Genomic DNA, 21999 nt, shown 5'->3' with positions numbered 1-21999 from the left:
TCTGAACGTTCCTTCATATGTGATTTTTTAGGTTTCAAGCCGCGACTCCCGGAGGGGTTCCGTCCCTGGAACTATTAACCTGCATGTTAGTTGCAGCGTGTGTCATCCGATTGTGGAGACAACCATGGAGCAAAAACACGAATTGCGGCGCCTATCCGCCAAAGAGCTGTGGTCATTGCGGGAAGTCGTCGACGCGAAGCTGGCGCGCATCCTTATCAAGAGAAAGGTCATGCTCGAAAAACGCCTGCAGCAACTGCTGCCGCGTCGGGTCGAGAGCCGAGCCAGGAACGCCTGAACCTAGGGCGAACTGGAGATCGCCATGCCTAAGCAGATTGCGATTGCCCTCTGGTCATTGGCCGCCGCTTGTATACTGGCATTCGGTTTAGCGGCCATCGTGTCTTCTCACTAGCCGCTCAAGAGGTAGCTAACTGTCTCCTTCATTTTGAGGACATTGCGGCGACTTATTTTGAACACGTCAGCCCATTTCTAGTTTTTCCCGATCTGGGACAGCCGTCGAATAGTCGAACGGCGGATCAAAAGGAGAAAAAGGGGTGGCAATGAAAAGCGTGTTCGTAGTCGCGGCTGCATTGGTCGCTGTCACATCGGCGGCCCATGCGCGCGGCCCAGGAGGAGGGTTTGGTGGCGGCGCCTCCAGCTTCTCGCCGGGTCATTCGTTTCAGAGCAATGGTCCCGTTTCCGGGTATCATGGCGCATCGGGTTATTCTCCCGGCCATCAGATGCGCTTGAATGGATCGGTAGCTGGCCATCCCGGCGCCTCGGGCTACGCGCCCGGTAAGCTCAAGCGCTAAGAGCATAAGAATACGCGGAGGCCGCCTCAGTTGGCGGTCTCTGTTTTTTGGGAAAGCCGGACATAGGTGCCGCTCTCGTGCAACTCGAGCCAGCCGCGTTCGACGGCATACCTGATGCTGGCGCCAAACTCCTCGCCGGTGGCCTTAAGCGTGTAGAGGGACGGAGCGTTGATCTTCTCGATATGGATGCGGCTGTCCTGAACGGGCTCGATGCTCTTCGCGAGTTCGACCAGTTAGCGGGCCGCGCCGCGTTTACGAGGCAGGAACAAGCGGCAGTCTGGCGAATTGCTTCTTTGCTCCGGCCTATCCAAGTAACCCCCCCCCCCCGACGCCGGAGCGGACCCCAACGGCCTCAGCCGCCCAGCTGAGGCCGCCTTTATTGTGGGGTACCGTCTAAACTCGCTGCCGGCGCGCGGTGGCCGCAAATCTCACAGACAAACGGCCCGCCCACAGCGTCCAGCCGGGCGGCCTGGCTGGCCTACTTCATCTTGCGGCATTGTCAGCCGACTAATCGGCTTCGCGGCATTTTCTCCGATCGATTGCGAGCTAGCGCCAGAACAGTGCAAGCAGCAGGATCACCGGAAGAGGAATACCGAGCAGCCACAATAAGGCTCCTCTGCCAAACGTCATGGCGCACATCCTCCTGTTGTTACTTAGAACACAAATCCAGAACCCATCGGGAGTTCCTGCAACAGGAACGGACGATTTAACCGCGCGTTGGAACCGGCAGCACGAGGAGTCCGCCATGGCTACACGCACCCTTCCCAATATGTTTTTCGCCTGGACATGGTCAGCCGTACTGGCCGGCGTGTTCACTTCGTTGGTTGTCCAGATCCTGCTGACTATGTTGGGGTTCGGCATCGGTCTGCTTGCAATCGACATTCCCACTGCTTCATCGGCGCCTGCCGGCGCAGGCTGGGCCGCATTCGTGTGGTGGGCGGTCTCTGGGATCATCGCCGCATTTCTAGGTGGGGCCATTGCGGCAGCCAATTCGCCGGATCAGACTGGCCTCGGTCGGGTCGGGCATGCGATGGCCGCCTGGGCGGTCGCAACCGTGGTGGTGGTCGCTGCGGCGGCGATGTTGCCGGCTTCGGCGACCAGCATCGCCAGCAACCTCGTCGGGCCGTCATATTCCGCCAGCACGCGCGTCGCGTACTGGACGCACAATACGGGACGGGAAACCGTGGGCGCGACAACGACAGCTGCAACGCCCGCTCAAATTGATGCAGCCCGGAAGCACTTCGCCTACGCGATGTTTGCAAGCTTCTGCGCCCTTCTTCTTGGCGCGGGAGCAGCCTACGCCGCCGGCGTGGCAACCACGGGCCAGGCCGTCAAGGAAGCGGCCCGACCGGTGACTTGACGATCGCAGATCCTAAGTGGCCGAGCTCTGGTGGCTTCAAGGCACCTATCGATGATCGCCTCGACCGCAAAAGTGCAGCACACATACCGCGCCTTAGGAACGATCCTTGCGACGTTCAGTTTCTGCAAACTTCAGCAAGGAGGTACCAACATGAAAATCGCTACGATTGCCTTAGCAGCCGCGTTGGTGTTCGGATCGATTGCCGCCGCCTCGGCGCAAGGCGGAGCTGGGGGCGGGGCAGGTGGTGCGGGCGGCGCGGGTGCCGGAGCGGGCGCCGGCGCGGGTGCCGGCGCGGGCGCTGGTGGAAGCGGAGACGGCGGAGCAGGCGGAACCGGCGGAGCCAGTGCCGGAGGGGGTGGCCAGACCGACTCGTCGGCTCTCACTACCGGCCAAGGTGCGTCAAGCAGTCCCAGGTCGGCTAACCCCGGCGCCACGATGAATGACCCAAAAGCAAAAGGGCGGCAATAGTGAAGATGCCGCGAGAGCAGTCACGTCAGTAGCTTCACGTACGTCGCGCTCTCGTGGATCATCAGCCAGCCGCGTTCGACCGCGTGCTTGATGCCGACGCCAAACTCGGCTCCGCTGGCTTTGAGTGTGTAGAGAAACGGCGCGTTGATCTTCTCGATATGAATGCGACCGTCCTGGACGGGCTCGATGCTGGCGGCTAGCTGGACGAGCTGCCGGGCGGCGGCTTCGGGATCTGCATAGGCACGTGGGACAGCGAACTTCGTCATCTTTCATCGCTCTCGGATCGGTGGCCCGTGATTGCCAACTTCGGATTACCTCGCTCAAAGTCAGGCCGGACGTCGGCGCCGCGGGCGCCACAGCCCTGACATACGAAGTGGGGCTCAATGTCCGACAGCCGCACCTCGTCGGGCCACGGGGCACCGTCCAAGGCGACATGGTGGCCGCAGTGGCAGTAGACCAGGATGCCGCGCAAGCCCATCGCCCGCATCTGGCCAAACGTGATCTTCATCGGCCGGCCGTCGGGGTGGGTGGGCCCATGGCGTCGGCGGGGCATGACCAAGCAGGTAAGCGGTGCGGCACGTTCCAATTGATTCCGAGGATGGCGGTCGGAGGCAAGCCGCTAGGACTTGGGCCTAGGGTGCGTAATCCGATGCAAGCCGGCCACTGATTCCGAGGCAATCCGGCCACCGATTCCGACGGAAGTCGGCCACCCATTCCGATCGAAGCCGGCCACCCTGTTGAGACCAGCCTGACGCTCTCGAAGACGGCGACCGAATCGCGGACCAGCCCTCCTTTGCGGTCAAGCAAGGGGAGGTCTGATGCCCGCCGAGAGAGCGCCGATGCGGAAGGTTCGAGAAGTCTTGAGACTGCGGCACGCCCTTGGCGTGAGCGAACGGCAGATCGCGGTCACCGTCGGCATCAGCCGATCGACGGTTGGCGAGTATCTGCGGCGGGCTGCGGTGATCGGCATCACCTGGCCGGTGCCGGAGGATGGACGACGGCGAGCTCGAGCGCCGGCTGTTCACACCGCCGACGTTCGAGGAGAAACCTGCGCGGCCGTTGCCCGACTGGACGGCGGTGCACCGGGAGCTGAAGCGGCGCGGTGTGACGCTGCTCCTGCTGTGGGAGGAATATCGCGCCGAGCACGCCGACGGCTATGGCTACAGCCGGTTCTGCGATCTCTACCGGAAATGGAGCGAGACGATCTCGCCGACCATGCGGCAGGTGCACGGGCCCGGAGAGAAGCTGTTCGTCGACTTCGCGGGCGATACCGTGCCGGTGTTCGATGCCGCGACCGGCGCGCAGCGGCTGGCCCATGTCTTCGTCGCGGTGCTGGGAGCATCCAACTACACCTTTGCCGAGGCGCGCTGGTCGGAAGGGCTGGCCGACTGGATCGGGTTACATGTCAATGCCCTGCGCATGATCGGCGGCGTGCCGAAGGCGATCGTCTGCGACAATCTGAAGGCCGGCGTCACCGCCACCTGCCGCTATGAACCGGGCATCAATCGCACCTACCAGGAACTGGCCGAGCATTACCGCACTGCGATCCTGCCTGTCGGGCGACATGGGAAATTGCCCCCCTGACGACACGAGGAATTGACCCCCTCGCGACACGATCAAAACGGGGGTTTTATGCAGCGACTCAGTTCAGGTCCTCTGCGGTTCAAAGATCCGCGGAGGGAGGCCATGCTGGAGCCGGACGAGGTTTCGGCGATACTCCGGCTCAACGAGCTGGGGTGGGGTAGCAAACGGATTGCCCGGGAGCTCGGGATCAGCCGCAACACGGTGAAGGAGTACATCGCGGCCGGCGGCTGGACACCTTATCGGCAACCGCAGCGCAAAAAGGCACTTGAGGGCCAGGAGAGCTGGCTCAAGGAGCGTCTGCGGCAGCACCGCGGCAATGCTGACGTGATCCGCCAGGAGTTGGCAGCCGAGAAAGGCATCGTTGTCTGCCTGCGCACAGTTGAGCGGGCGGTACAGCGCTATCGCCAGGAGCTTGCGGCGGAAGCGCGCGCGACGGTGCGGTTCGAGACAGCGCCTGGCAAGCAACTGCAAATCGATTTTGGTGAACGGCTGGTTGAGATCGGCGGCGCCAAGGTTCGCGTCTACCTGTTCGTCGCCACGTTGGGCTACTCGCGCCGGCATCATGTCAGAGCCTTCCGCAACGAACGGCAAGAGAACTGGTTCGACGGCCTGGAAAGCGCGTTCATGAAGTTCGGCGGCGTGCCCGAAGAAGTGCTGTTCGACAATGCCCGTGCCTTGGTCGTAGAGCATGACGCCATCACGCGCACAGTGGTCTTCAACGACAAGCTGAGCGCATTTGCCAAGCACTGGGGCTTCCGGCCCCGTGCCTGCGCGCCATACCGAGCCCGGACCAAGGGCAAGACCGAGAACGGCGTTGGTTACGTAAAACGAAACGCGATCGCGGGCCGCGCCTTCCCGAGCTGGGACGCCCTTGAGGCGCATCTTGAGGCTTGGACGCGGGAGGTCGCCGACCTGCGCCAGCATGGCACGACCGGCGAGCCTCCGATCGAGCGGTTCAGGCGGGCGGAAGCGCAGGCACTCAAGCCCATCGTTGGGAGGCCGCCCTTCCAGGCTGCACGTGAAGTGATCCGCCGTGTGCAGGCCGACTGTGCCGTCGAGATCGATGGCAACGCCTACTCGGTGCCCTGGCGGCTAATCGGCGAGATGGTGCGAGTGATGATCGCCGACGGGCTGGTGCGCATCCACCATGGGATCCATGAGGTGGCCGTCCATCCGATTTGTGCCGGTCGTCGCCGCCGCGTCGTCGACCCCGAGCATTTTGCGGGCCTGACTGGCTTTAGATCGAACCGAGCTGCCGCGCTCGCAGGATCGTCCGTTGCGCCGCACTCGCCGGCGCTGCTGCGGCCGCTCGGCGAGTATGAGGCAATCGTCGGAGGGGGCTTCTGATGCGCGCCGCTGTCCCCGATCGCCTGAGCGATATGCTGACCCGCCTGAAGCTGACCGCCGTCCGCGACCAGTTGGATGGGCTATTGGACGAGGCCGGCCGACAAGAGCTGAGCCTGCGCGAGACCCTGGTGCTACTGTGCGAGCGCGAGATCGCCCGCAAGGACGAGCGGCGCATCGAGATGACCCTCAAACTCGCTCGCTTCCCGTTCGTTCGCGATCTCTCCGGCTTCGACTTCTCGGCCCAGCCGTCCCTAGACCCCAAGCAGGTACGTGAGCTTGCCGGTGCGCGCTGGATTGCCAATGGCGAGAACGTGCTGCTGCTTGGGCCGCCTGGCGTTGGCAAGACGCACCTGGCGGTCGCGCTGGGGCGTGAAGCGATCCTGGCTGGGCATTCCGTGCAGTTCGTCGCAGCCACGACGGTCGTTGCGCAACTCGCCAAAGGACACAGCGAAGGCAGGCTTGACGAGCGGCTCGCGCAATTTGCCAAGCCAAAGCTCCTGATCATCGACGAACTCGGCTATCTGCCCTTTGAGCCCAATGCCGCACATCTCTTCTTCCAGCTCGTCAGCCGCCGTTACGAGAGAGGCGCGATCCTGCTCACCAGCAACCGCAGCGTCGGCGAGTGGGGCTCAGTCTTCGGCGACCCTGTGGTCGCCACCGCGATCCTTGATCGCCTGTTACACCACAGTCACGTGATCACAATCCGCGGCGACAGCTACCGCTTGAAAGAAAAGCGTCGTAGCGGGCTTTTGCAGAAGGCCGCCGCGCCAGAAGCTAAATCGGAGAAAAAGCCGTGAAGCAAGCCGCTCGCTCGCTACGGCGCTATGGGGGCGCGCTCCGCGAGCGGCTTGCCACATCCACCAAAACAACAAGGGGGTCACTTCTTCACGTCGCTACGGGGTTAAATCCGGACGTCGCTTGACACCTGCCCGCGCGTCCGAGGAAGCCGCGCGACAAGGCGAAGGTGGAAGTGGCGGTGCAAATCGTCCAGCGGTTCGTGCTGGCGCGGCTGCGCAACCGGCGCTTCTTCTCGCTTGACGAGCTCAACGCGGCCATCCGCGAGGCGGTTGCCGACCTCAACGCCAGGATCATGCGCAAGCTCGGTGTGAGCCGCAACGAGTTGTTCGCACAGATCGACAAGACGGCGCTCAAAGCCTTGCCGCCGCTGCCGTATCAGTACGCCGAATGGAAGAAGTGCCGCGTCGCGCCGGACTATCACGTCGAGATCGCCGGTCACTACTACTCGGTGCCTTCGCGTCTGATCCGCGAAGAGCTTGAGGCGCGCATTACCGACCGGACGATCGAGATCCTGCACAAGGGAGTCCGGGTCGCCAGCCACGCCCGCTCTGACGTGCCCCATCGCCACACCACGATCCCGGAGCACATGCCGAGCGCGCACCGGCGCTATGCCGAATGGACGCCAGCACGGATCAAACGAGAAGCCGCCAAGATCGGCCCCGCCACGATCGCTCTCCTCGAGGCGATCATGAAAGCCAAGCCACATCCCGAGCAGGGCTTCCGGGCTTGTCTCGGCATTCTGCGGCTCGCGCGCAGTTACGGCGCGGCCCGCATCGAGGCCGCCTGCCGGCGCGGTAACGACATCGGCGCGACCTCCTACGGCTCGATCAAGTCGATCCTGCAGCACGGGCTCGATCGCGCTTACGCAAACGAGAGGCCGCCGGACGACCCACCGATCCGCCACGGCAATATCCGCGGCACCGATTACTACCACTGAAGAAAGGAGAGACGATGTTGACACATCCAACCCACAACCGCCTCGTCGCACTCGGGCTTAACGGCATGGCGAAGGCCCTCGACGAACAGCAGCGACAGCCCGACATCGCCACGCTGGCCTTCGAGGAGCGCCTCGCACTGCTGGTCGACCGTGAGGCGACCGAACGCGAGAACAAGCGGCTCATCGCTCGGTTGCGGTTCGCCAGCCTCCGGCAGAACGCCGTCGTCGAGGACATCGACATGAAGGCGCCGCGCGGGCTCGACAAGCCGCTGTTCCAAAAGCTCGTCGCCGGCGAATGGATCGACCGGCATCAGAACCTGCTCATCATCGGCCCAACCGGCGTCGGCAAGAGCTGGATCGCTTGCGCCTTGGGCCACAAGGCCTGCCGGGATAACCGCTCCGTGCTCTATCAACGGCTGCCGCGGCTGTTCGAGGCGCTCACCCTCGCGCGGGGCGACGGCCGCCATGCTCGCCTCCTCAGGACCTTGGCGCGCGTCGAGCTTCTGGTCCTCGACGACTGGGGACTTGCCCCGATGACTGCCGAGCAGCAACGCGACCTCTTGGAGATGATGGAGGATCGCCATGGCCGCGGCTCGACCGTGGTGACAAGCCAGCTCCCGGTCGAGCATTGGCACGAGCTCATCGGCAACCCAACCATTGCCGACGCTATCCTCGATCGCCTCGTGCACAACGCCCACAGGCTCACCCTCAAGGGCGAGAGCCTACGCAAAGCCGCCGCCAAGCGTCAGACGCTTGACGACGAGCCCGCCAACTGACCTGATGACGACGTCGTCGCGAGAGCCCGCCTCGGTAGGCGGCCGGGATCATCGGAATCCCTGGCCGGCTTCAATCGGTACAGGCGGCCGGCTTCGCTCGGAATCCGCGGCCGACTTCGTCGGAATGCGCAGCCTAGGGCAAGGGCGGTAGGCCTCATTCGGTCCAGGGCGGGACGATTGGGACCTGATTGATCCGGTGCTGCCGCTGGAGCCGAATCGACCGGTCTGAGTGAGCTTCACCGTAATCGATGGGTACACGGCATGAAACGAAAAGGCCCCATCGAGGGGCCTTTGTCTTCTACTGACCTTTGATCGCAGCTACCCTTGGGTTGAGCCTCGCTCCCCTTTGCAGCGCGACCTTTCGGGCCTCTTCACTATTCGTTTTTAGCTGCCGCCGCAGCGAGGCGATCTCGGAGTCGTTGAAGTGGGGTGTCCCAGGGTCCAGGCTCACCTGTACGCCATTTGAGAAGGATGTGGCCTTCGGCTTCAGTAAGGCATGTCGCGTCATGACCAATCTCCTTTCTCCAAAATGCGTTAAAATCGACACCAAAATGCGCCTGCAATTCGTGCCATGTCGCGGCCAGAAGTGCAAGGGGGCGCCACTCGCCAAGACCATGCGCCAAAGTCGTAACGGCAGCCACCTTGCCACCATTTCGAATGATATGACTGCGAAGAGCCGCAAGCGTTCCACCAGTCGTTAAGACATCATCAACGAGGATATAGGCAGCATCTTGGCGCACCGCACCATCAAAGCAAGGCTGCCACAGAAATCGTGGAAAATGCTTTAATTTCGTGCGGCTTACTCTGCCTTTTTGAACGATCTCCTGATCCATGTCCGCGCCTAACTCGACGCTCAATCTAGCCATGTACTGGAGCGGCAGGGCATTTCGAACTTTGCGTCTGCCGACCAAATCGGCACCATCCCCCTGCGCATCATCGAATGGGGGGTGGGGAACCGCACAGATCAGGGGAACTCCATTAGCCATATACGGCGTTAGATCATCGATAAGGCGATCCAAAACCCGGTCAGAAAGCATGGCTTCGACAATCCGGTCCGCAGACTCGTAATCACAAGCGAATTTCGCTTTTTGGTAGAACGTCTTGCGAGCTTTTGCGTGACCGCCTTCAAGTTCTGTTCCGTTCAGATGCCCATATCGGCCGCAGACGTAGACAGTTTCGCCGCCAACCCATGGAGGGCGAAGATGAGGGAATCTCACCAGAGGCGTGGTTACCGGGAGAAGCATACCGAATCGTGATCCAAAACACTGGGCACGATATCAGACTGAAAAGAAGCCTCTCCGAAAGTGAAGCTAGAAATACCGTCCCGACCCACACCAAATAGGCACGAACTTCGGACTTCTTCAACCCAGCGGACTCAATCGCTCACAAAAACATCCCTGGGCTTAGTGTCCTAATTCCCCTCTGCGGGTGTCCTGTTAGTCAGTAACGGCGGCCTCTACCGCAGCCAAGATGGCGTGTCCGGGATTGCCGGTCGCAGATCATGCCGACGCTCACAACAACTACCAAAGCTCTCGCGGGCGTCTCGCCGTCCCGCGTACCCGTCCTCGTTTGAGCGTTCCCGAGTGATCTAGTGGGTATGGATCGGCCTTAAGCCCTGAGCACCGATCGCCGCCAATTGCTCGCCCAACTCCACCGCGACATCGGGATCCATGGCGAAGGCCTGTTGCGAAGGTAGCCCGTGATCAATCACGAGCGTCGGCAGGCCCTCCTGTGTGCTTGCAGTCCGCCACGTCTTCGGGGTGGCTATATTTGCTTTCTGGAGCGGGTCGAGCGTTCCGGCGAGGGCAATTGCCAAACGATCCAGCTCCTGGTGCAGCCACCCCAACATCTCGAGCGGCATACAGATGCGCTCAGTCATCCCATGAAACGCGACATAGGCCTTGTCCCCTTCCCGGAATATCTGGACGTTCTGCAGCAGGACGTGGTTGATCTTTGGAGCCTCATCGGGCTTTGCGGCTGCCATCTCAGAGATCGAACTGTTGTCGCTCATCGCTTTGCTCCTGTTCTGAACGCTGGAATTTCCCCAATCCCGTCAATGCGTGAACGGATCGGGAAAGTTCAGAATGATCGTTGGCGATGCTCAGCGACTGGGCGGATTTCGATTCCGAGGGTCGGAGGTTCGAATCCTTCCGAGCGCGCCAGTCCTCAATTGTGTCCGGCCCGGAGACATGGGTAACGAAACGTACCTAAGAGATGGGTGACAACCTCGTGCCGATCGGGTTGTCGCGGGGTTTCAAAGTCATCTGCTCCAAGTTCGCTTCAAATTGAGATGGCCTGCAATCTGCTGCATTTCAGCGTGACGCATTCATGGCACGGCTATTTTTGCTCGGCTCGCGCTATCGCCGTCAACCCCGCGCGTGCCGCGCCCCTTCGGGCTTCGGGGGTTGACCGCGACAGCGGAGCCAAGCAAGTGGCCTTCCATGCCAAGAATGCACAAGAGCGCGTCTCCGTCAGGGCGCCGTGGTCGTGGCGGGGACATCGGTGATGGGCCTCGGACCGAACGGGTTGTCGAGAGGTTGCAAGGTCTTCGTTCGAGATCGAAATAGCCGAGATCGTAATGCATGAAGCTGACGAGCCAGATGCCCTCGTCGACCTCCTTGATGCCGAGCTTCTGGCCAGCCAGGACGGTTGAGATGTTGATCCTCTTGCGATGCAGGCAGAGGCGGCCGCAGGCAGTGACGACGACGTCGCGGTCGTGGAAGGGATAGCTCAACTCCGGCAGGCCGGCATAGGCCCGCGCTGAGGCCGTGTAGACCTCGGCAGGGCACTTCATGCCGAGCGCCTCGTGGGGGCGCTCGGTATTGAACTCGTGCACGAAGGCATCGAAGCGCTCCTGCTGTTGCAGGCTGTTGAAGCCAGGCGGCCTGGTGGCCTCCTTCTTGAGGGTGAGGTGCATGCGCTCGTGCCGGCCATTTTGTTGCGGATGACCTGGCTTGATGCGCTCGATGGCGATACCGAGGCGGAGCCACCATACCGAGAGCTTGGAAAGATTGAACAAGGCATTGGGACTGGCAAACGGCACGCCATTGTCGGACCGAATGGCAAGCGGCAGGCCGCGCTCGCGGAACAGGCGCTCGAAGGCGGTCATGGCAGGCTCCTCGCGCGTGGAGTCGAGCGCCTCGCACAGCAGCAGGAAGCGCGCGGCATGATCGCTGACGGTCAGCGGGAAGCAGTAATGGCTGTTGCCAAGCTTGAACTCGCCTTTGAAGTCGGCGCACCAGACATCGTTCGGGGCAGTCCCTTGCGATAGCGACGTGCCGCGCGCGCGATGGCGCGGCCCGCCGCCCCGCCTGACCAGGCCGTGGCGATCGAGCACCGCATGAATGGTGCTTTTGGCCGGCACCCGGACATCGCCGTCGAGCCGTCGCACCAGGAGTTCGCGGATCTTGCGGGCCCCCCAATGCGGCTTCTCGGCCTTGAGCTGGACAATCAGCGTCTCGATCTGGGCCGGCAGTTGATTGGCGTAGCGAACCGGCCGCCTGGAGCGGTCGCTCAGCGCCTCCAGGCCATGTTCCTTGTAGCGATCGAAAATCTTGTAGCCGGTCTTACGGGAGATGCCGAACTCCCGGCAGACATCCGTCATGGCTTCCCCGTCCAACAGGCGGGCGACAAAGCGAAGGCGCTCCTCCATTACCGAACTCGCTTTCCACGGCATCCACACCTCCCGCAGAACAAAAGCGGAAAGTGTAACCCATGTGCCCGGTACGTTCTGTCACCTATGTCTCGGGCCGCTCAATTGTCCGGCCCGGAGACATGGGTAACGAAACGTAGCCGCCGACAGTCCGGATTGAAACGTCAAACTCGCGGGCGAGATCGGCCGTATGGATCGGAGCCGTCGGATAGGTCGCGACGTAGTCGTCGATGCCCTGCACGAGCTTGATCGCGCGCTCGCACGCTTCGTTATTTTGGAACGACAGTGTCGGCTGATCTCATCTTTGATCTAGATCAGATCTGAGGGCTCCAGGCCGGTGGCGGCCGCAGGACTCGCAAAAGCGAAGGGGCCCAGCGGGCCCCTTCAAACGTCACCAGCGGCGATAGCCGTAATGGCCATAATAGCGCGGACCGTAATAGCGCGGCCCATAATACCGCGGGCCGTAATATGGCCGTGGCCCGTAATACCCATAGTAGTTCGGGCGCCACCAGCACTGTCCCCAGGCGTCGCAGACCATGCGGACCTGCTCGACGCCGGAGGCCTGCGGTCTGGCAGGTGCAGGCGCGATGGGCATGGCGGATGCCGCCGACGTTGCCGCGAGGCCGCCGAACAGGGACGCGGCGACGAGGCCAGTCTTGAAATTCATGATGTCTTCCTCCGCTTGCACGATGCAGACTATCGAAGCTGTTCTGCTCAAATTGTGGCGGAACCGAAATGTAATACTGATGAACAAACCTTCAGCCAGCTGGTCGGCCCTGATCCCAGCCCGCCAGCTGGCGTAGGCTGCAGGGCCAGGCGGTCTCTTAGACCTTGATCTTGCGCAATTCGCAAGTTTGCCTTGGCTCTAAGTGTTGCCGACCTGGCGGCGGCGTAGTGCCTGCTGCCGAGCAAGGTGAGCTGGATGCGCTGACATGGCTCGGCCGCGGCGACGGCGATCTCTCCGATTGGCGCGAACTGCGCGCTCAGGCCGCGCAGGCGCACAACCAGCGCACTGCCTCCTACCCGATCGGCACGCCAATGCCCGCCGACTATTTGGAAGAGGCGATGACGCAGTTCGGCAAGTCCTTCGAGGAATTCGGAGAACAGCTCTGAGGCCGGATGCGGCGTCTGCAAGCGTCAAGGAGAAGTTGTGATGGACAAGATGAGAATGGAAAAGGGTGACTGGCTGGTCGTGTGCGACGGGCGCAAGGCGCTCATTCTGGAAAACCTCGGCGACGAGATGTTTCCGAACCTCCACACCAGAGAAGTGCACGAGCAGTCCAACCCCTCGACCGCCGCGCAAGGCAGCGATGCGCCAGGCCGGGTGCACCCGGCGGCCGGCGGGTCGCGCAGCTCGGTCGAGCAGACCGATTGGCACGACGAGGCCGAGCGCGCCTTCTTGCGGGGATTGGCCGGCCGGCTCGATACTGCGGTCAGCTCCGGCGAGACCAAGGCCCTGACCTTGGTCGCCTCACCGCGCGCGCTCGGCATGATCCGCGCCGACTATTCGGATCTGGTGCGCAAAGCGCTTCAGGGCGAGATCAGCAAGGACCTCGTCAAGCTGCCGGTCTACGAGATCGAGAAGCAATTGCTGCGGTCTGGCGCCGCGAAATAGGGACGCCCGCGGAAGGGACGCGCGGCGCCTCAGTAGCAGGGGTGCCGCCGGCCGTCCTGGCCGATATAGGCGGCCGCGCCGCGGTAGCAGTGGTTGGTCGACGGACCGTCGTAATAGGCGAAGGTGCCGGGGGTGATGCCGGGTCCGTAATTGTGCAGATAGCTGATCGGGTAGGGCAGCGGGTTGGCGTAGGAGCGGTGGTACCGGTGATGTCCGCGTGCCTCCGCGAGGCCAGGGGCCAGGACTGCAGCCGTCAGGGCCGCAACCGCGGCTACAAGCGTCAACTTGCTCATCTCGATTCTCCGGAACCCGCTCGAATAAGTCAGTCATTTATATATAGCAATTTCGGGCAGTCAGGCACCGCTCCGAAGGCCCGAAATCATGACCAGTCCCGCAGATTTCCGGACAGGTGTGACAGAGTTGCCGGACATGCGGTCGAAAGCTGCCCATTTTTGGCCTTTTCGGGATGCTTAACGAATTCCCCACACAAGTATGACCAAAGACTATTCGGTTGAGAATCCTGTCGTCGGCGCCAGGGATCATATTGAGGGGTCCTTCGAGCCGATCCATTCCTGAAGGCCATCGCCGTCACCTCGCCATGCACATCACGCTTCTGAGCCTGCTGTTGCTCTGCCTCGCCGCTGCCGCGCCAGCACGCGCCGAGCTGCACATTACCCGCGACCATGGCGGCTACGTCGAGGAGTACAAGGCCAAGTACAAGCGCGTGCGCGAGAAGGGCGAGCGCGTCATCATCGACGGCATCTGCAATTCGGCCTGCACGCTCGTGCTCGGCATCGTGCCGATGAACAAGATCTGCGTGACGCCGCGCGCCAGCCTCGGCTTCCATCAGGCCTATTACGACAAGGCCTTCACCTTCGGCATCAAGGTCACCAGCGCCGAGGGCACCTCCGATCTCATGTCCTACTACCCCGACACGGTGAAGGACTGGATTCGTCGCAATGGCGGGCTCACCACCGACATGAAGAAGATCAAGAACGGCGTCGAACTCTGGAGGATCGTCAATCCCTGTCCGGAAGAGTGGTGAACGGCTGAGCTAGGCCGCTGTCGTCCGTCGCAGCGCAGCATCATCAGGACGAAATTCGCATTGCCGCATAGCCGCCGGTGAGGCAATGAGGGCGGCAATGAATCATAATCAAGAAGCCCTGACCGCCCGCGCCGCGCCGATCCTGTTCGTGCTGCTCTGGAGTACCGGCTTCATCGGCACCAAATACGTCGTCAACAACGCCGATCCGTTGACCTATCTCGCCATCCGCATGGCGATCGTGGTCGGCTTGATGGCGATCATCGCAGCCATCGCGCGGCCGAAATGGCCTGATCGCGCCGGCATTGCACACAGCGCGGTCGCCGGCATCCTGGTCCACGGCTTCTATCTCGGCGGCACCGCGATTGCGATCGCGCATTCGATTCCAGCCGGCCTTTCGGCCCTGATTCCGGGCCTGCAGCCGATCCTGACTTCGACCATCGCCAATCGGTGGCTTGGCGAGAAGGTGACGCCGGTGCAATGGGCTGGCCTCGTGCTCGGACTCGGCGGCGTCGTGCTGATCCTGCACAACCGTCCGATGACCGGCGAGGCCGGGCTCGGTTGGCTCGCCTCGGTGGTCTCCCTGATCAGCATCACGCTCGGCACGCTCTACCAGCGCCGTTACTGCAATCACATCGACTGGCGCGCTGGCAATCTCGTGCAATACCTATCCGTCACCATCTTCTTCGCAATCGGCGCCTTCCTGTTCGAAGATCGCGTGGTGCACTGGACGCGGGAATTCGTGCTGGCGCTCGCCTGGCTCGCCGTGGCGCTCTCGATTGGCTCTATCGGGCTATTGTACTGGCTGATCCGCCATGCCGCCGCAACCTCGGTCGCGAGCCTGTTCTACCTGGTGCCGCCCGTGACGGCGCTGATGGCCTATCTGCTGTTCGGCGAAAAGCTCGACGCGATTGCCATTGCCGGAATGGCGCTCTGTGCCGCAGCGGTCTTTGTGGTCAATCGACGCTCATAGCAGTTTCCAGCACTCACACCCCTGACGTGTGTTGACCATTGCGTGCTAGAGTGGAGCATTCAACCCATTTCTTTTCAGCACGGTGATGTCCATGACGAAAGCACGGCGTGCACTGCTCGGCAGGTCTATGAAGCCGGTCCGGATTGCCTGTATCAACTACGCAGAGGAGATGATGAGCGACCGAATGATGGGAAGGCTCACGGCGGCGCTCCAGAAATGCTACGACGAGCATTTCCTCCCCGTGTGGGGCTATCCCGTCGATCTCGACGTCACCCGCAAGCCGAAGCCGACGGACTGGCAGCTGGTCTATTTCGACGACGCCACCCACGAGAACTTCCTCGGCCGGCACGAGCTGACGCATCAGGGACAGCCGATATCGAAGATATTCCTGAAGACGCTCGGCGAGGACGAGCCGGTCAGCCTCGCCGCATCGCACGAGCTGTTCGAGATGGTGCTCGACCCCATGGCCAATCTGTGGGCCGACAAGACCCGGCACACCCAATATGCCTACGAGGTTTGCGACGCCGTGGAGGAGGAGTCGTTCATCGTCAGCGGCTTTCCGATGTCGAACTTCGTCTATCCGTCCTGGTTCGAGCCCTTCGAACATCCCCGCGGCACCAAGTTCGATCATATGGGGTCGCTCAAGGCGCCTTTCACGATGACCGAGGGCGGCTACGTGATCAAGAAGGTCAACGGCAAACGGGTGATCAAGCAGTTCGGCTCACCGGAAAAGCGGAAGCGCTTCAACGCCGAGGACCGGCGCGGCCATCGCAGTGAATTCCGCGATCCCAAGGGCAAGCACCATCCGGGCCGGCGCGCAGCGAAGCGACGAGGGTAGGGTCTCCGGAGCCGTCTCCGGGCGCGCCCGCCGGCTTCGCAGGTAAGCCTTCAGGGGGGTCCTCGTTTACGTTTGGGAAAGTATTGCGGCAATGCGAACGGCCGTTTATGCGGCCGTAAGCCGATTGCCAGGAATTACGGGGGGCCGGCCGAGAGCCTGCATTTGAAGGCCTTGGTGGAGAGCTTCCTCGACCGCTTGTACGCGGCGCAATTCAGCCCGGTCATTCCGGGGCGGTCCGTAGGACCGAACCCGGAATCTCGAGATCCCCCGGTGCGCGATTGCGCACCTGAGGTCTGGTCCTTCGGACCATCCCGGGATGACTTTGGCGGCCGTTATACGCGACCGCCAAAAGTCACTTCGGCTGCGGCACGATGCGAATGTAGGGCTTCGGCTCCTTCCAGCCCTGCGGGTAGATCGTCTTGGCCTCGTCATTGGAGACCGAGCCCGCAATGATGACGTCTTCGCCCTGGGTCCAGTCGGCCGGCGTCGCGACGCGATGCTTGGCGGTGAGCTGCAGCGAGTCGATGGCGCGCAGGATCTCCTGGAAGTTCCGCCCGGTGGTCATCGGGTAGACCAGCACCAGCTTGATCTTCTTGTCCGGCCCGATGACGAAGACGTTGCGGACGGTCTGGTTGTCGGCCGGCGTGCGGGTGAGGGGATCGCCCGAGGTCGAGGCGGGCAGCATGCCGTAGAGCTTGGAGACGTTGAAATCGGTGTCGCCGATCATCGGATAGTTCGGCGCTGCGCCTTGGGTCTCCTTGATGTCCTCCGACCATTTGGAATGACGGTCGACCGGATCGACCGAGAGGCCCATCAGCTTGACGCCGCGCTTGTCGAACTCCGGCTTCAATTTGGCGAGAGCGCCAAGCTCAGTCGTACAAACCGGCGTGAAGTCCTTCGGGTGCGAGAACAAGAGTGCCCAGCTGTTGCCGATCCAGTCATGGAACTTGATCTTCCCTTCGGTAGTCTCGGCTTCGAAGTCGGGGGCGGTGGCGCCGATCGGAAGTGTCATGGTTCTACCTCATCATATTGAATTTGCTTGTGAATTAATGTCTGGCCGTCGTACCCAGTATAATGGCTTGGCGAGGCCAAGTGAACGCCAAGTGAACCGGCTCAAGTAAAATGTGAACTCCATCTTTGAACGGCCGATTTCCTAGCACCTTTCTGTTACAGCGGCGCCTGCGACGAAACATCTCCACGGGAGCCGCACGGGACTCGATTGCCCCGATAATGCCTTTTATCACTTCCATCACGCCCGCCCGGCGCGTCCTAGAACCAAATTGGTCCTGACCGCGACCAATTGGCAACCATCTAGAGAAGTCGCGATCCCCATATCGAATCGTTAACCACCCCTTTACGCCGGTATGAAAATGCTGGCCGATCAGAAGAAGTCTGGAAGTGCACTATGTCTGCCGCTGCGCCTAAGCCTACCGAGTCGTCGTCTCTCGAACCGTCCTGCCGCGACACCGCGGCCCATGCGCTGAGCATTGTGCGCGACGGCGTGATCACGGGCGAAGGCCCAACGACCAAGGGAAGGGTACATTTCTCCCGTTCGCTCGATGCCGACGACGCCGCCTGGTGCATGCGTATCCTGACCGCGACCGCCGTCAACGACCAGCCCGTCAGCCGCGCCGAGGCCGAAGTTCTGTTCGAGATCAACGAGGCCGCGACCGAACGGACTGACGGTGGCCGGTTCGACGACCTGCTCGCCAAGGCTGTTGCCCATTATGCCGCCAGCGCCTCGGGCCTGAAGGTGCCGCCGCGCAGCGTTGCGCTGTCCGCCGACACCGAGATCGAGAGCTGGGCGCCGTCCTATGCCTCCAAGGTCAACAGCGAGATGCTGGAGTGGATTGCCCGCCAGATGCGCGGCAAGCGCCAGAGCAACCGGCGCCTCATGGCGATGGTGGCGACCTTCCTGGGCGCCACCGCGCTGCCTCTGGCGGGCCAATTGCCGAACGTGTTCGACATCGGGATGTAAGAGACTGGGCATGTAAGATCTTGTGCGTCACTCGATGACGCGCGGGAACGGCGGGGTCATTTCCCCGCCGTTTTTTGTTTGACGGCGGCAGGCTCGAGTCCCAGCGTGCGCCCGGGAAAACCGGCGGCATCGAAATAGCGCTGGCTGCCGACGCGCTGGAAGTTCAGCACGGTCATCAGGCCGCCCTCGGCGGGCTTGGACTTCAGCGTGCCAACATAGGCCTTCGGTACGATGCCGTTGGGCATGGCCTCCGACATCACGCGGCCGATCAGGCCACCATTATGCGAGCCGCGCAGGCCCATGAGCTGGGCGGCCGTCATGCCGACGTCGGCATTGCTGACCGGAATCTCGTCGACATAGCCAGCTTTGAAGTCCGGCCCGATCGCGGCCATGAAGTTCATGGTGTCGCCCCGGCTGAAGCTGCCATGCATGCCCTGGCCCTGGCGCAGCACGGTGTCGGCCACCTGGACCGAGCAGTTGGTCGGCGCCTCGCCGCAATCGCTGGCATAGGAGCGGAAGTTGACGACGATCGACGGCGTCGGCGTCGCCGCCTTGCCACGCAGATTGATGCTCGACAGCGGCAGCGTCCCGGGGAAGCGGCCGAGCGAGTCCTCGACGAACAGGCCGGAGACGTAGTCCTGCTCGAGCAGCGCCTTGATGGTCTTCGCGGCGAGCTTCTTGTCCATGTTGGGGAGGTAGATCAGGTCGGAGCCGCCATTGGTGGCGACGACGAGATCGGGCTTCTCCGGATCCTTGCCGAGCACGCCGTTGCCGGCCTTGGGATGCTTGTTGCCCTCGATCTTCGCGTTCTTGTCGTTGGGATCGAACAGGGGCAGGTCGAGCGCCTTGGCGAGGTCGAGCGCCAAAAAGCCCATCGGCAGAAAGTCCTTCGGCGTGTCGTCATAGCTGATCTTGGCCGAGGGGCTGGTCTTGCTTTCCTTGGATATGGTCGAGAAGCCGTGGTCGGCCTGGATCATGATGTTGGTGCTGGCGGCGAGCCCGAGCTCGTCCAGCGCCTTGCGGATCGTGGCGAGGTTGTTGTCGGCGTTCTTGATACTCGCCATCGAGCTCGGGCCGTTGATGCCGGGCATGATCTGGTTGAGGCTGTCGCCCTGGTTGTGCTGGGTGCCGTCCGGGTCGCGCGACCAGAACACCAGCACGAACGGCTTGTTGCGCGCCTTGAACATCGGCAGCACCACCTTGGTGGCGACGTCGGCGAAATAAGCCTGCTGCGCGACGTTGGCGACCGTGGTGCCCGGCGTCTTGGCATCTCCCGCCTTGGAATTGTCGCCGCGCGGCGGCGTGGCGAGCGGCAGGCCGGCCTTGGTCAGCGCGTCCTTCACCTCATCCGACAGCGCCACACCATTCTTGCCGCCGGTGGAATCGTCGAACACGACCGAATGCAGGCCCGCCTTCTCGGGCTTGTCGGTGTGGTCGAACTGGTAGGTCGGGCCGACCTTGCCGATCGCGGCGGTGCTGAAGCCCTTGTCGCGGGCCATCTTCAGGATGGTCTCTTCGTTGAGGTAGTCGCCCCTAAAATGCTCGTCGATGTCACCGAGCACGGCATCGTTCTCGATGAACGGGACCACGGTGTCGCCGGCCGGCGCCGAGGTGTAGCCGGTCCAGATCGTGTTGGAGAACACGCCGGTGTCGCCGAGATAGTGGCCGGTCGACATTGCCGAGCCGTTGGCCATGGTGAAGGTCGGGAAGAGGGAGTGCGGGTTCTTGAAGTTGACGCCCTTGTCGCGGACCTCGGCCATTGCAGGGGCCGTCTCCGGCGTCACCTTCAGCGCGCGCAGGCCGTCCGGAATGAACAGGATCAAATTGCGGGGCGTGTTGTTCTGGGCCGAGGCAAGTCCGGTGGACAGGACCGTCAGCCCGGCGGACAGCAACACCAGTGAACGGCGCATCAAATCTCTCCCTGCGATGAGGCGGCTCGGCCGCGATCGCGGCTCCCAGCTTCGTTTAGTTTCGCTGCATGACGGTTTTGTTACAAGCCCTGTTGGGGATGCAATAGGGCTGGGAGGGGATGACGTTGATCTGGTGTCCCAGACGCGCTGCAGCGCGCAAGCGTCGCGGCGCAGAGCCGGGACCCAGCAGGCCGCGGCATTTGCTGCAGCATGGGCTCCGGCTCTGCAGTGCAGCGCTAGAGGGGCGCTGCGCTGCGTCCGGGGCACGAGGCCTGAATCTTCGCGAACGGCTGCCTCAACATCGTCATTGCGAGCGGAGCAATCCAGAAATGCATCCGCGAAAAGACTCTGCATTGCTTCGCTCCGCGCAATGACGGAGCAAGTGGCGCCGGCGTCGCTCTGCGGCCGGCATCTGAATTGTAGACACGCCTTCGCATCCTCGCGGCTCATCTCGCCCGAGCTTTGCTTCGTCGCCTCACCCTCAATTGAAAGAGCAACTGTGGCGAAGTAGCCCGGCGATCGGCCGGCCTCAAGGCTGGCGCTGGCGCGCCCCCGCCTGCGGCGGCTGACGGCCTTGACCCCGTCCGCTCACCGGTCTGTTGGCTTTGCATGCGCTCGGCCGAGGTCCGAGCGCGAGATAGGCGCGCTCGTCAGGCCACCCTGTATTTCTTCGGATCCCACGTCTCGCCGCGCGCGATCATGGTGTTGAGGATGATGATCAGCTTGCGCATGCAGGCGACGATCGCGACCTTTGGCGGCTTGCCCTTGGCAATCAGCCGTTCGTAGAAGGCCTTGAACACCGGATTGTTCAGCGTTGCGGCACCGACACAGGGCATGTAGAGGGCATTTCGCACCCAGCGGCGGCCACCCTTGATGCAGCGTTCACCTCGACGTTTGCCGCTATCATCGTCATAAGGAGCAACGCCCATCAACGCGGCGGCAACTTCGTCGCTCACCTGCCCCAGCTCCGGTAGTCCTCCAAGCAGCGCCATTGCGGTCCCCTCAGCAAAGCCTGGTACGCTCTGGATGATCTCGGCGCGTTTGGCAAAGTCCGGCGTTGTCTTGATCGTCGCCGCGATCGCGGTCTCGAGCGCGGCGATTTCGTCAGCCAGCTTCTTAAGAAGACGCGCGCGAGCCTTCTGAACAAGGGCCGGCGCCTCATGCTCCTTCTGCATTTCCAGGCGAGCCCTGACGTCAAGCAGGCCTTGGCGTCCCTTCACCAGTGCCTTCATCTCCTCGTGAGCGGGATTGTCGACTTGGCTGGGAGCCTCGCCGAATGTCTCGGCGAACCAGGAGATCATCTCCGCGTCGATCTTGTCATTTTTCGCAAGGCGTCCCGCCGATTCCGCAAAGTGGCGAACCCGTTTGGGATCGACGATCCGTACTTCCAGCCCTGCTTGGCGCAACGCCTTGGCCCATACCCGCTCGTAGCCGCCGCTTGCCTCCATCACTGCCTTGCCGACCTGATGCTTGCGAAGCCATGCAATCAAGCTCCGTCGCCCCGCCGCGGTTGTTGGGCAAGTCTTCCGTTCCGTTACGGTCCGAATGCACGCATCAATCTTGTCTTTAGCGACATCGATGCCGACGACAACCAGATCGTCTTGTGTCATCATCCACTCCCTTCCTTGCCTGGTACGGGCTCGCAGCCCTTGCAACTGTTCGGGTTCAGGAAGACACCGGAGCTGTCCCTTGCTCTTTAGCAGGCTCTGTCGCCTTTGGGCGCAACGGGCTCAGTTCCGGCAACGGGCGGTTCTGATCCAACCGCCCGTTGCCACATTCTGGCAGATTTCGGGGACACAAGGGCGCAGGGAAGACCGGGAGCCGGTTGGCTCCCATCGACCGCCATGCCAAGAGCAGATTGCGTATGCTTCATGCACGGCGGAGAAACAGGGCAACCGGAGACATCCCGGCC

General features: G+C 62.4%; 20 protein-coding genes and 3 pseudogenes. 14 read left to right on the top strand and 9 right to left on the bottom strand.

The window, feature by feature from the left end; all coding sequences use genetic code 11:
* Positions 1-124: 124 nt before the first annotated feature.
* Positions 125-295: a hypothetical protein gene (locus P6U28_RS17540; protein ID WP_407122818.1), complete on the top strand. Its 171-nt coding sequence runs from the start codon at positions 125-127 to the stop codon at positions 293-295.
* Between the two features lie 1259 nt (positions 296-1554).
* Positions 1555-2169: a hypothetical protein gene (locus P6U28_RS17535; protein ID WP_209296577.1), complete on the top strand. Its 615-nt coding sequence runs from the start codon at positions 1555-1557 to the stop codon at positions 2167-2169.
* Positions 2170-2657: 488 nt separating this feature from the next.
* Here P6U28_RS17535 and P6U28_RS17530 read toward each other — a convergent pair whose 3' ends face one another.
* On the bottom strand, positions 2658-2903 hold the full coding sequence (locus P6U28_RS17530) for a hypothetical protein (RefSeq protein ID WP_407122817.1): 246 nt from the start codon (positions 2901-2903) through the stop codon (positions 2658-2660).
* 552 nt (positions 2904-3455) lie between these two features.
* On the opposite strand from P6U28_RS17530, the pseudogene P6U28_RS17525 reads away from it, so the two are divergent.
* From P6U28_RS17525 to istB (P6U28_RS17500), 6 genes and pseudogenes are all read left to right on the top strand, one after another.
* A pseudogene (locus P6U28_RS17525) lies at positions 3456-3542 on the top strand (hypothetical protein); the annotation flags it as partial.
* A gap of 85 nt (positions 3543-3627) precedes the next feature.
* Positions 3628-4221 (top strand): IS21 family transposase, encoded by a 594-nt coding sequence (gene istA, locus P6U28_RS17520; protein ID WP_407122816.1) that lies wholly within the window; start codon positions 3628-3630, stop codon positions 4219-4221.
* Positions 4222-4323: 102 nt separating this feature from the next.
* Positions 4324-5568 carry an IS21 family transposase gene (gene istA, locus P6U28_RS17515; RefSeq protein WP_347338424.1) on the top strand — a complete coding sequence of 415 codons (1245 nt, stop codon included), beginning with the start codon at positions 4324-4326 and terminating at the stop codon, positions 5566-5568.
* The gene (gene istB / locus P6U28_RS17510; RefSeq protein ID WP_122401602.1) at positions 5568-6365 is read left to right on the top strand and encodes an IS21-like element helper ATPase IstB; all 798 of its coding nucleotides are present in this window, start codon (positions 5568-5570) and stop codon (positions 6363-6365) included. The genes istA (P6U28_RS17515) and istB (P6U28_RS17510) overlap by 1 nt, the downstream gene beginning before the upstream one ends.
* A 128-nt stretch (positions 6366-6493) precedes the next feature.
* A pseudogene (locus P6U28_RS17505) lies at positions 6494-7303 on the top strand (Mu transposase domain-containing protein); the annotation flags it as partial.
* A 14-nt stretch (positions 7304-7317) separates the two neighbouring features.
* Positions 7318-8079 (top strand): IS21-like element helper ATPase IstB, encoded by a 762-nt coding sequence (gene istB, locus P6U28_RS17500; protein ID WP_122404610.1) that lies wholly within the window; start codon positions 7318-7320, stop codon positions 8077-8079.
* 374 nt (positions 8080-8453) lie between these two features.
* Here istB (P6U28_RS17500) and P6U28_RS17495 read toward each other — a convergent pair whose 3' ends face one another.
* The 4 genes and pseudogenes from P6U28_RS17495 to P6U28_RS17480 all read right to left on the bottom strand — a co-directional run bounded on the left by P6U28_RS17495 (position 8454) and on the right by P6U28_RS17480 (position 12398).
* The gene (locus tag P6U28_RS17495) at positions 8454-9323 is read right to left on the bottom strand and encodes a phosphoribosyltransferase (protein WP_407122814.1); all 870 of its coding nucleotides are present in this window, start codon (positions 9321-9323) and stop codon (positions 8454-8456) included.
* Positions 9324-9667: 344 nt separating this feature from the next.
* Positions 9668-10090 (bottom strand): hypothetical protein, encoded by a 423-nt coding sequence (locus P6U28_RS17490; RefSeq protein WP_407122813.1) that lies wholly within the window; start codon positions 10088-10090, stop codon positions 9668-9670.
* Between the two features lie 460 nt (positions 10091-10550).
* A pseudogene (locus tag P6U28_RS17485) lies at positions 10551-11755 on the bottom strand (integrase core domain-containing protein).
* Positions 11756-12122: 367 nt separating this feature from the next.
* Positions 12123-12398 carry a hypothetical protein gene (locus P6U28_RS17480; protein ID WP_122406606.1) on the bottom strand — a complete coding sequence of 92 codons (276 nt, stop codon included), beginning with the start codon at positions 12396-12398 and terminating at the stop codon, positions 12123-12125.
* Positions 12399-12625: 227 nt separating this feature from the next.
* Here P6U28_RS17480 and P6U28_RS17475 point away from each other — a divergent pair, with 227 nt between their 5' ends.
* On the top strand, positions 12626-12844 hold the full coding sequence (locus P6U28_RS17475; RefSeq protein WP_376707320.1) for a DUF3775 domain-containing protein: 219 nt from the start codon (positions 12626-12628) through the stop codon (positions 12842-12844).
* A 40-nt stretch (positions 12845-12884) separates the two neighbouring features.
* The gene (locus P6U28_RS17470; protein WP_122402752.1) at positions 12885-13346 is read left to right on the top strand and encodes a host attachment protein; all 462 of its coding nucleotides are present in this window, start codon (positions 12885-12887) and stop codon (positions 13344-13346) included.
* 29 nt (positions 13347-13375) lie between these two features.
* On the opposite strand, the gene P6U28_RS17465 is transcribed toward P6U28_RS17470, so the two are convergent.
* Positions 13376-13639, bottom strand: coding sequence for a hypothetical protein (locus tag P6U28_RS17465; RefSeq protein WP_122402753.1), 264 nt, complete (start codon positions 13637-13639; stop codon positions 13376-13378).
* 305 nt (positions 13640-13944) lie between these two features.
* On the opposite strand from P6U28_RS17465, the gene P6U28_RS17460 reads away from it, so the two are divergent.
* From P6U28_RS17460 to P6U28_RS17450, 3 genes are all read left to right on the top strand, one after another.
* A complete protein-coding gene (locus tag P6U28_RS17460) occupies positions 13945-14391 on the top strand; it encodes a hypothetical protein (protein WP_407122811.1) in 447 nt (148 codons plus the stop codon).
* A 97-nt stretch (positions 14392-14488) separates the two neighbouring features.
* Positions 14489-15361, top strand: coding sequence for a DMT family transporter (locus tag P6U28_RS17455; RefSeq protein WP_407122810.1), 873 nt, complete (start codon positions 14489-14491; stop codon positions 15359-15361).
* Positions 15362-15452: 91 nt separating this feature from the next.
* A complete protein-coding gene (locus P6U28_RS17450) occupies positions 15453-16199 on the top strand; it encodes a hypothetical protein (RefSeq protein ID WP_162500234.1) in 747 nt (248 codons plus the stop codon).
* Between the two features lie 352 nt (positions 16200-16551).
* On the opposite strand, the gene P6U28_RS17445 is transcribed toward P6U28_RS17450, so the two are convergent.
* Positions 16552-17211, bottom strand: a complete 660-nt coding sequence (locus P6U28_RS17445) for a peroxiredoxin (protein ID WP_122402757.1) — start codon at positions 17209-17211, stop codon at positions 16552-16554.
* A 393-nt stretch (positions 17212-17604) separates the two neighbouring features.
* Between P6U28_RS17445 and P6U28_RS17440 the strand changes: the two genes are divergently transcribed.
* Positions 17605-18177 (top strand): hypothetical protein, encoded by a 573-nt coding sequence (locus tag P6U28_RS17440; RefSeq protein ID WP_122402758.1) that lies wholly within the window; start codon positions 17605-17607, stop codon positions 18175-18177.
* A 56-nt stretch (positions 18178-18233) separates the two neighbouring features.
* Here P6U28_RS17440 and P6U28_RS17435 read toward each other — a convergent pair whose 3' ends face one another.
* Together P6U28_RS17435 and P6U28_RS17430 are read right to left on the bottom strand one after the other, a co-directional pair.
* A complete protein-coding gene (locus P6U28_RS17435) occupies positions 18234-20087 on the bottom strand; it encodes an alkaline phosphatase family protein (protein WP_407122809.1) in 1854 nt (617 codons plus the stop codon).
* Between the two features lie 650 nt (positions 20088-20737).
* Positions 20738-21697, bottom strand: a complete 960-nt coding sequence (locus P6U28_RS17430; RefSeq protein ID WP_122406484.1) for an IS110 family transposase — start codon at positions 21695-21697, stop codon at positions 20738-20740.
* Between the last annotated feature and the right edge of the window lie 302 nt (positions 21698-21999).

This window comes from Bradyrhizobium sp. STM 3561 (genome assembly GCF_045571455.1).
Lineage (GTDB): Bacteria > Pseudomonadota > Alphaproteobacteria > Rhizobiales > Xanthobacteraceae > Bradyrhizobium > Bradyrhizobium vignae.
This window is presented reverse-complemented; position numbering and strand designations above follow the sequence as displayed.

Bases quoted from the DNA above. Each gene is read 5' to 3' on its own strand.
- P6U28_RS17540 (WP_407122818.1), top strand. From the start codon at position 125: ATGGAGCAAAAACACGAATTGCGGCGCCTATCCGCCAAAGAGCTGTGG.
- P6U28_RS17535 (WP_209296577.1), top strand. From the start codon at position 1,555: ATGGCTACACGCACCCTTCCCAATATGTTTTTCGCCTGGACATGGTCA.
- P6U28_RS17530 (WP_407122817.1), bottom strand. From the start codon at position 2,903: ATGACGAAGTTCGCTGTCCCACGTGCCTATGCAGATCCCGAAGCCGCC.
- istA (WP_407122816.1), top strand. From the start codon at position 3,628: ATGGACGACGGCGAGCTCGAGCGCCGGCTGTTCACACCGCCGACGTTC.
- istA (WP_347338424.1), top strand. From the start codon at position 4,324: ATGCTGGAGCCGGACGAGGTTTCGGCGATACTCCGGCTCAACGAGCTG.
- istB (WP_122401602.1), top strand. From the start codon at position 5,568: ATGCGCGCCGCTGTCCCCGATCGCCTGAGCGATATGCTGACCCGCCTG.
- istB (WP_122404610.1), top strand. From the start codon at position 7,318: ATGTTGACACATCCAACCCACAACCGCCTCGTCGCACTCGGGCTTAAC.
- P6U28_RS17495 (WP_407122814.1), bottom strand. From the start codon at position 9,323: ATGCTTCTCCCGGTAACCACGCCTCTGGTGAGATTCCCTCATCTTCGC.
- P6U28_RS17490 (WP_407122813.1), bottom strand. From the start codon at position 10,090: ATGAGCGACAACAGTTCGATCTCTGAGATGGCAGCCGCAAAGCCCGAT.
- P6U28_RS17480 (WP_122406606.1), bottom strand. From the start codon at position 12,398: ATGAATTTCAAGACTGGCCTCGTCGCCGCGTCCCTGTTCGGCGGCCTC.
- P6U28_RS17470 (WP_122402752.1), top strand. From the start codon at position 12,885: ATGGACAAGATGAGAATGGAAAAGGGTGACTGGCTGGTCGTGTGCGAC.
- P6U28_RS17465 (WP_122402753.1), bottom strand. From the start codon at position 13,639: ATGAGCAAGTTGACGCTTGTAGCCGCGGTTGCGGCCCTGACGGCTGCA.
- P6U28_RS17460 (WP_407122811.1), top strand. From the start codon at position 13,945: ATGCACATCACGCTTCTGAGCCTGCTGTTGCTCTGCCTCGCCGCTGCC.
- P6U28_RS17455 (WP_407122810.1), top strand. From the start codon at position 14,489: ATGAATCATAATCAAGAAGCCCTGACCGCCCGCGCCGCGCCGATCCTG.
- P6U28_RS17450 (WP_162500234.1), top strand. From the start codon at position 15,453: ATGACGAAAGCACGGCGTGCACTGCTCGGCAGGTCTATGAAGCCGGTC.
- P6U28_RS17445 (WP_122402757.1), bottom strand. From the start codon at position 17,211: ATGACACTTCCGATCGGCGCCACCGCCCCCGACTTCGAAGCCGAGACT.
- P6U28_RS17440 (WP_122402758.1), top strand. From the start codon at position 17,605: ATGTCTGCCGCTGCGCCTAAGCCTACCGAGTCGTCGTCTCTCGAACCG.
- P6U28_RS17435 (WP_407122809.1), bottom strand. From the start codon at position 20,087: ATGCGCCGTTCACTGGTGTTGCTGTCCGCCGGGCTGACGGTCCTGTCC.
- P6U28_RS17430 (WP_122406484.1), bottom strand. From the start codon at position 21,697: ATGACACAAGACGATCTGGTTGTCGTCGGCATCGATGTCGCTAAAGAC.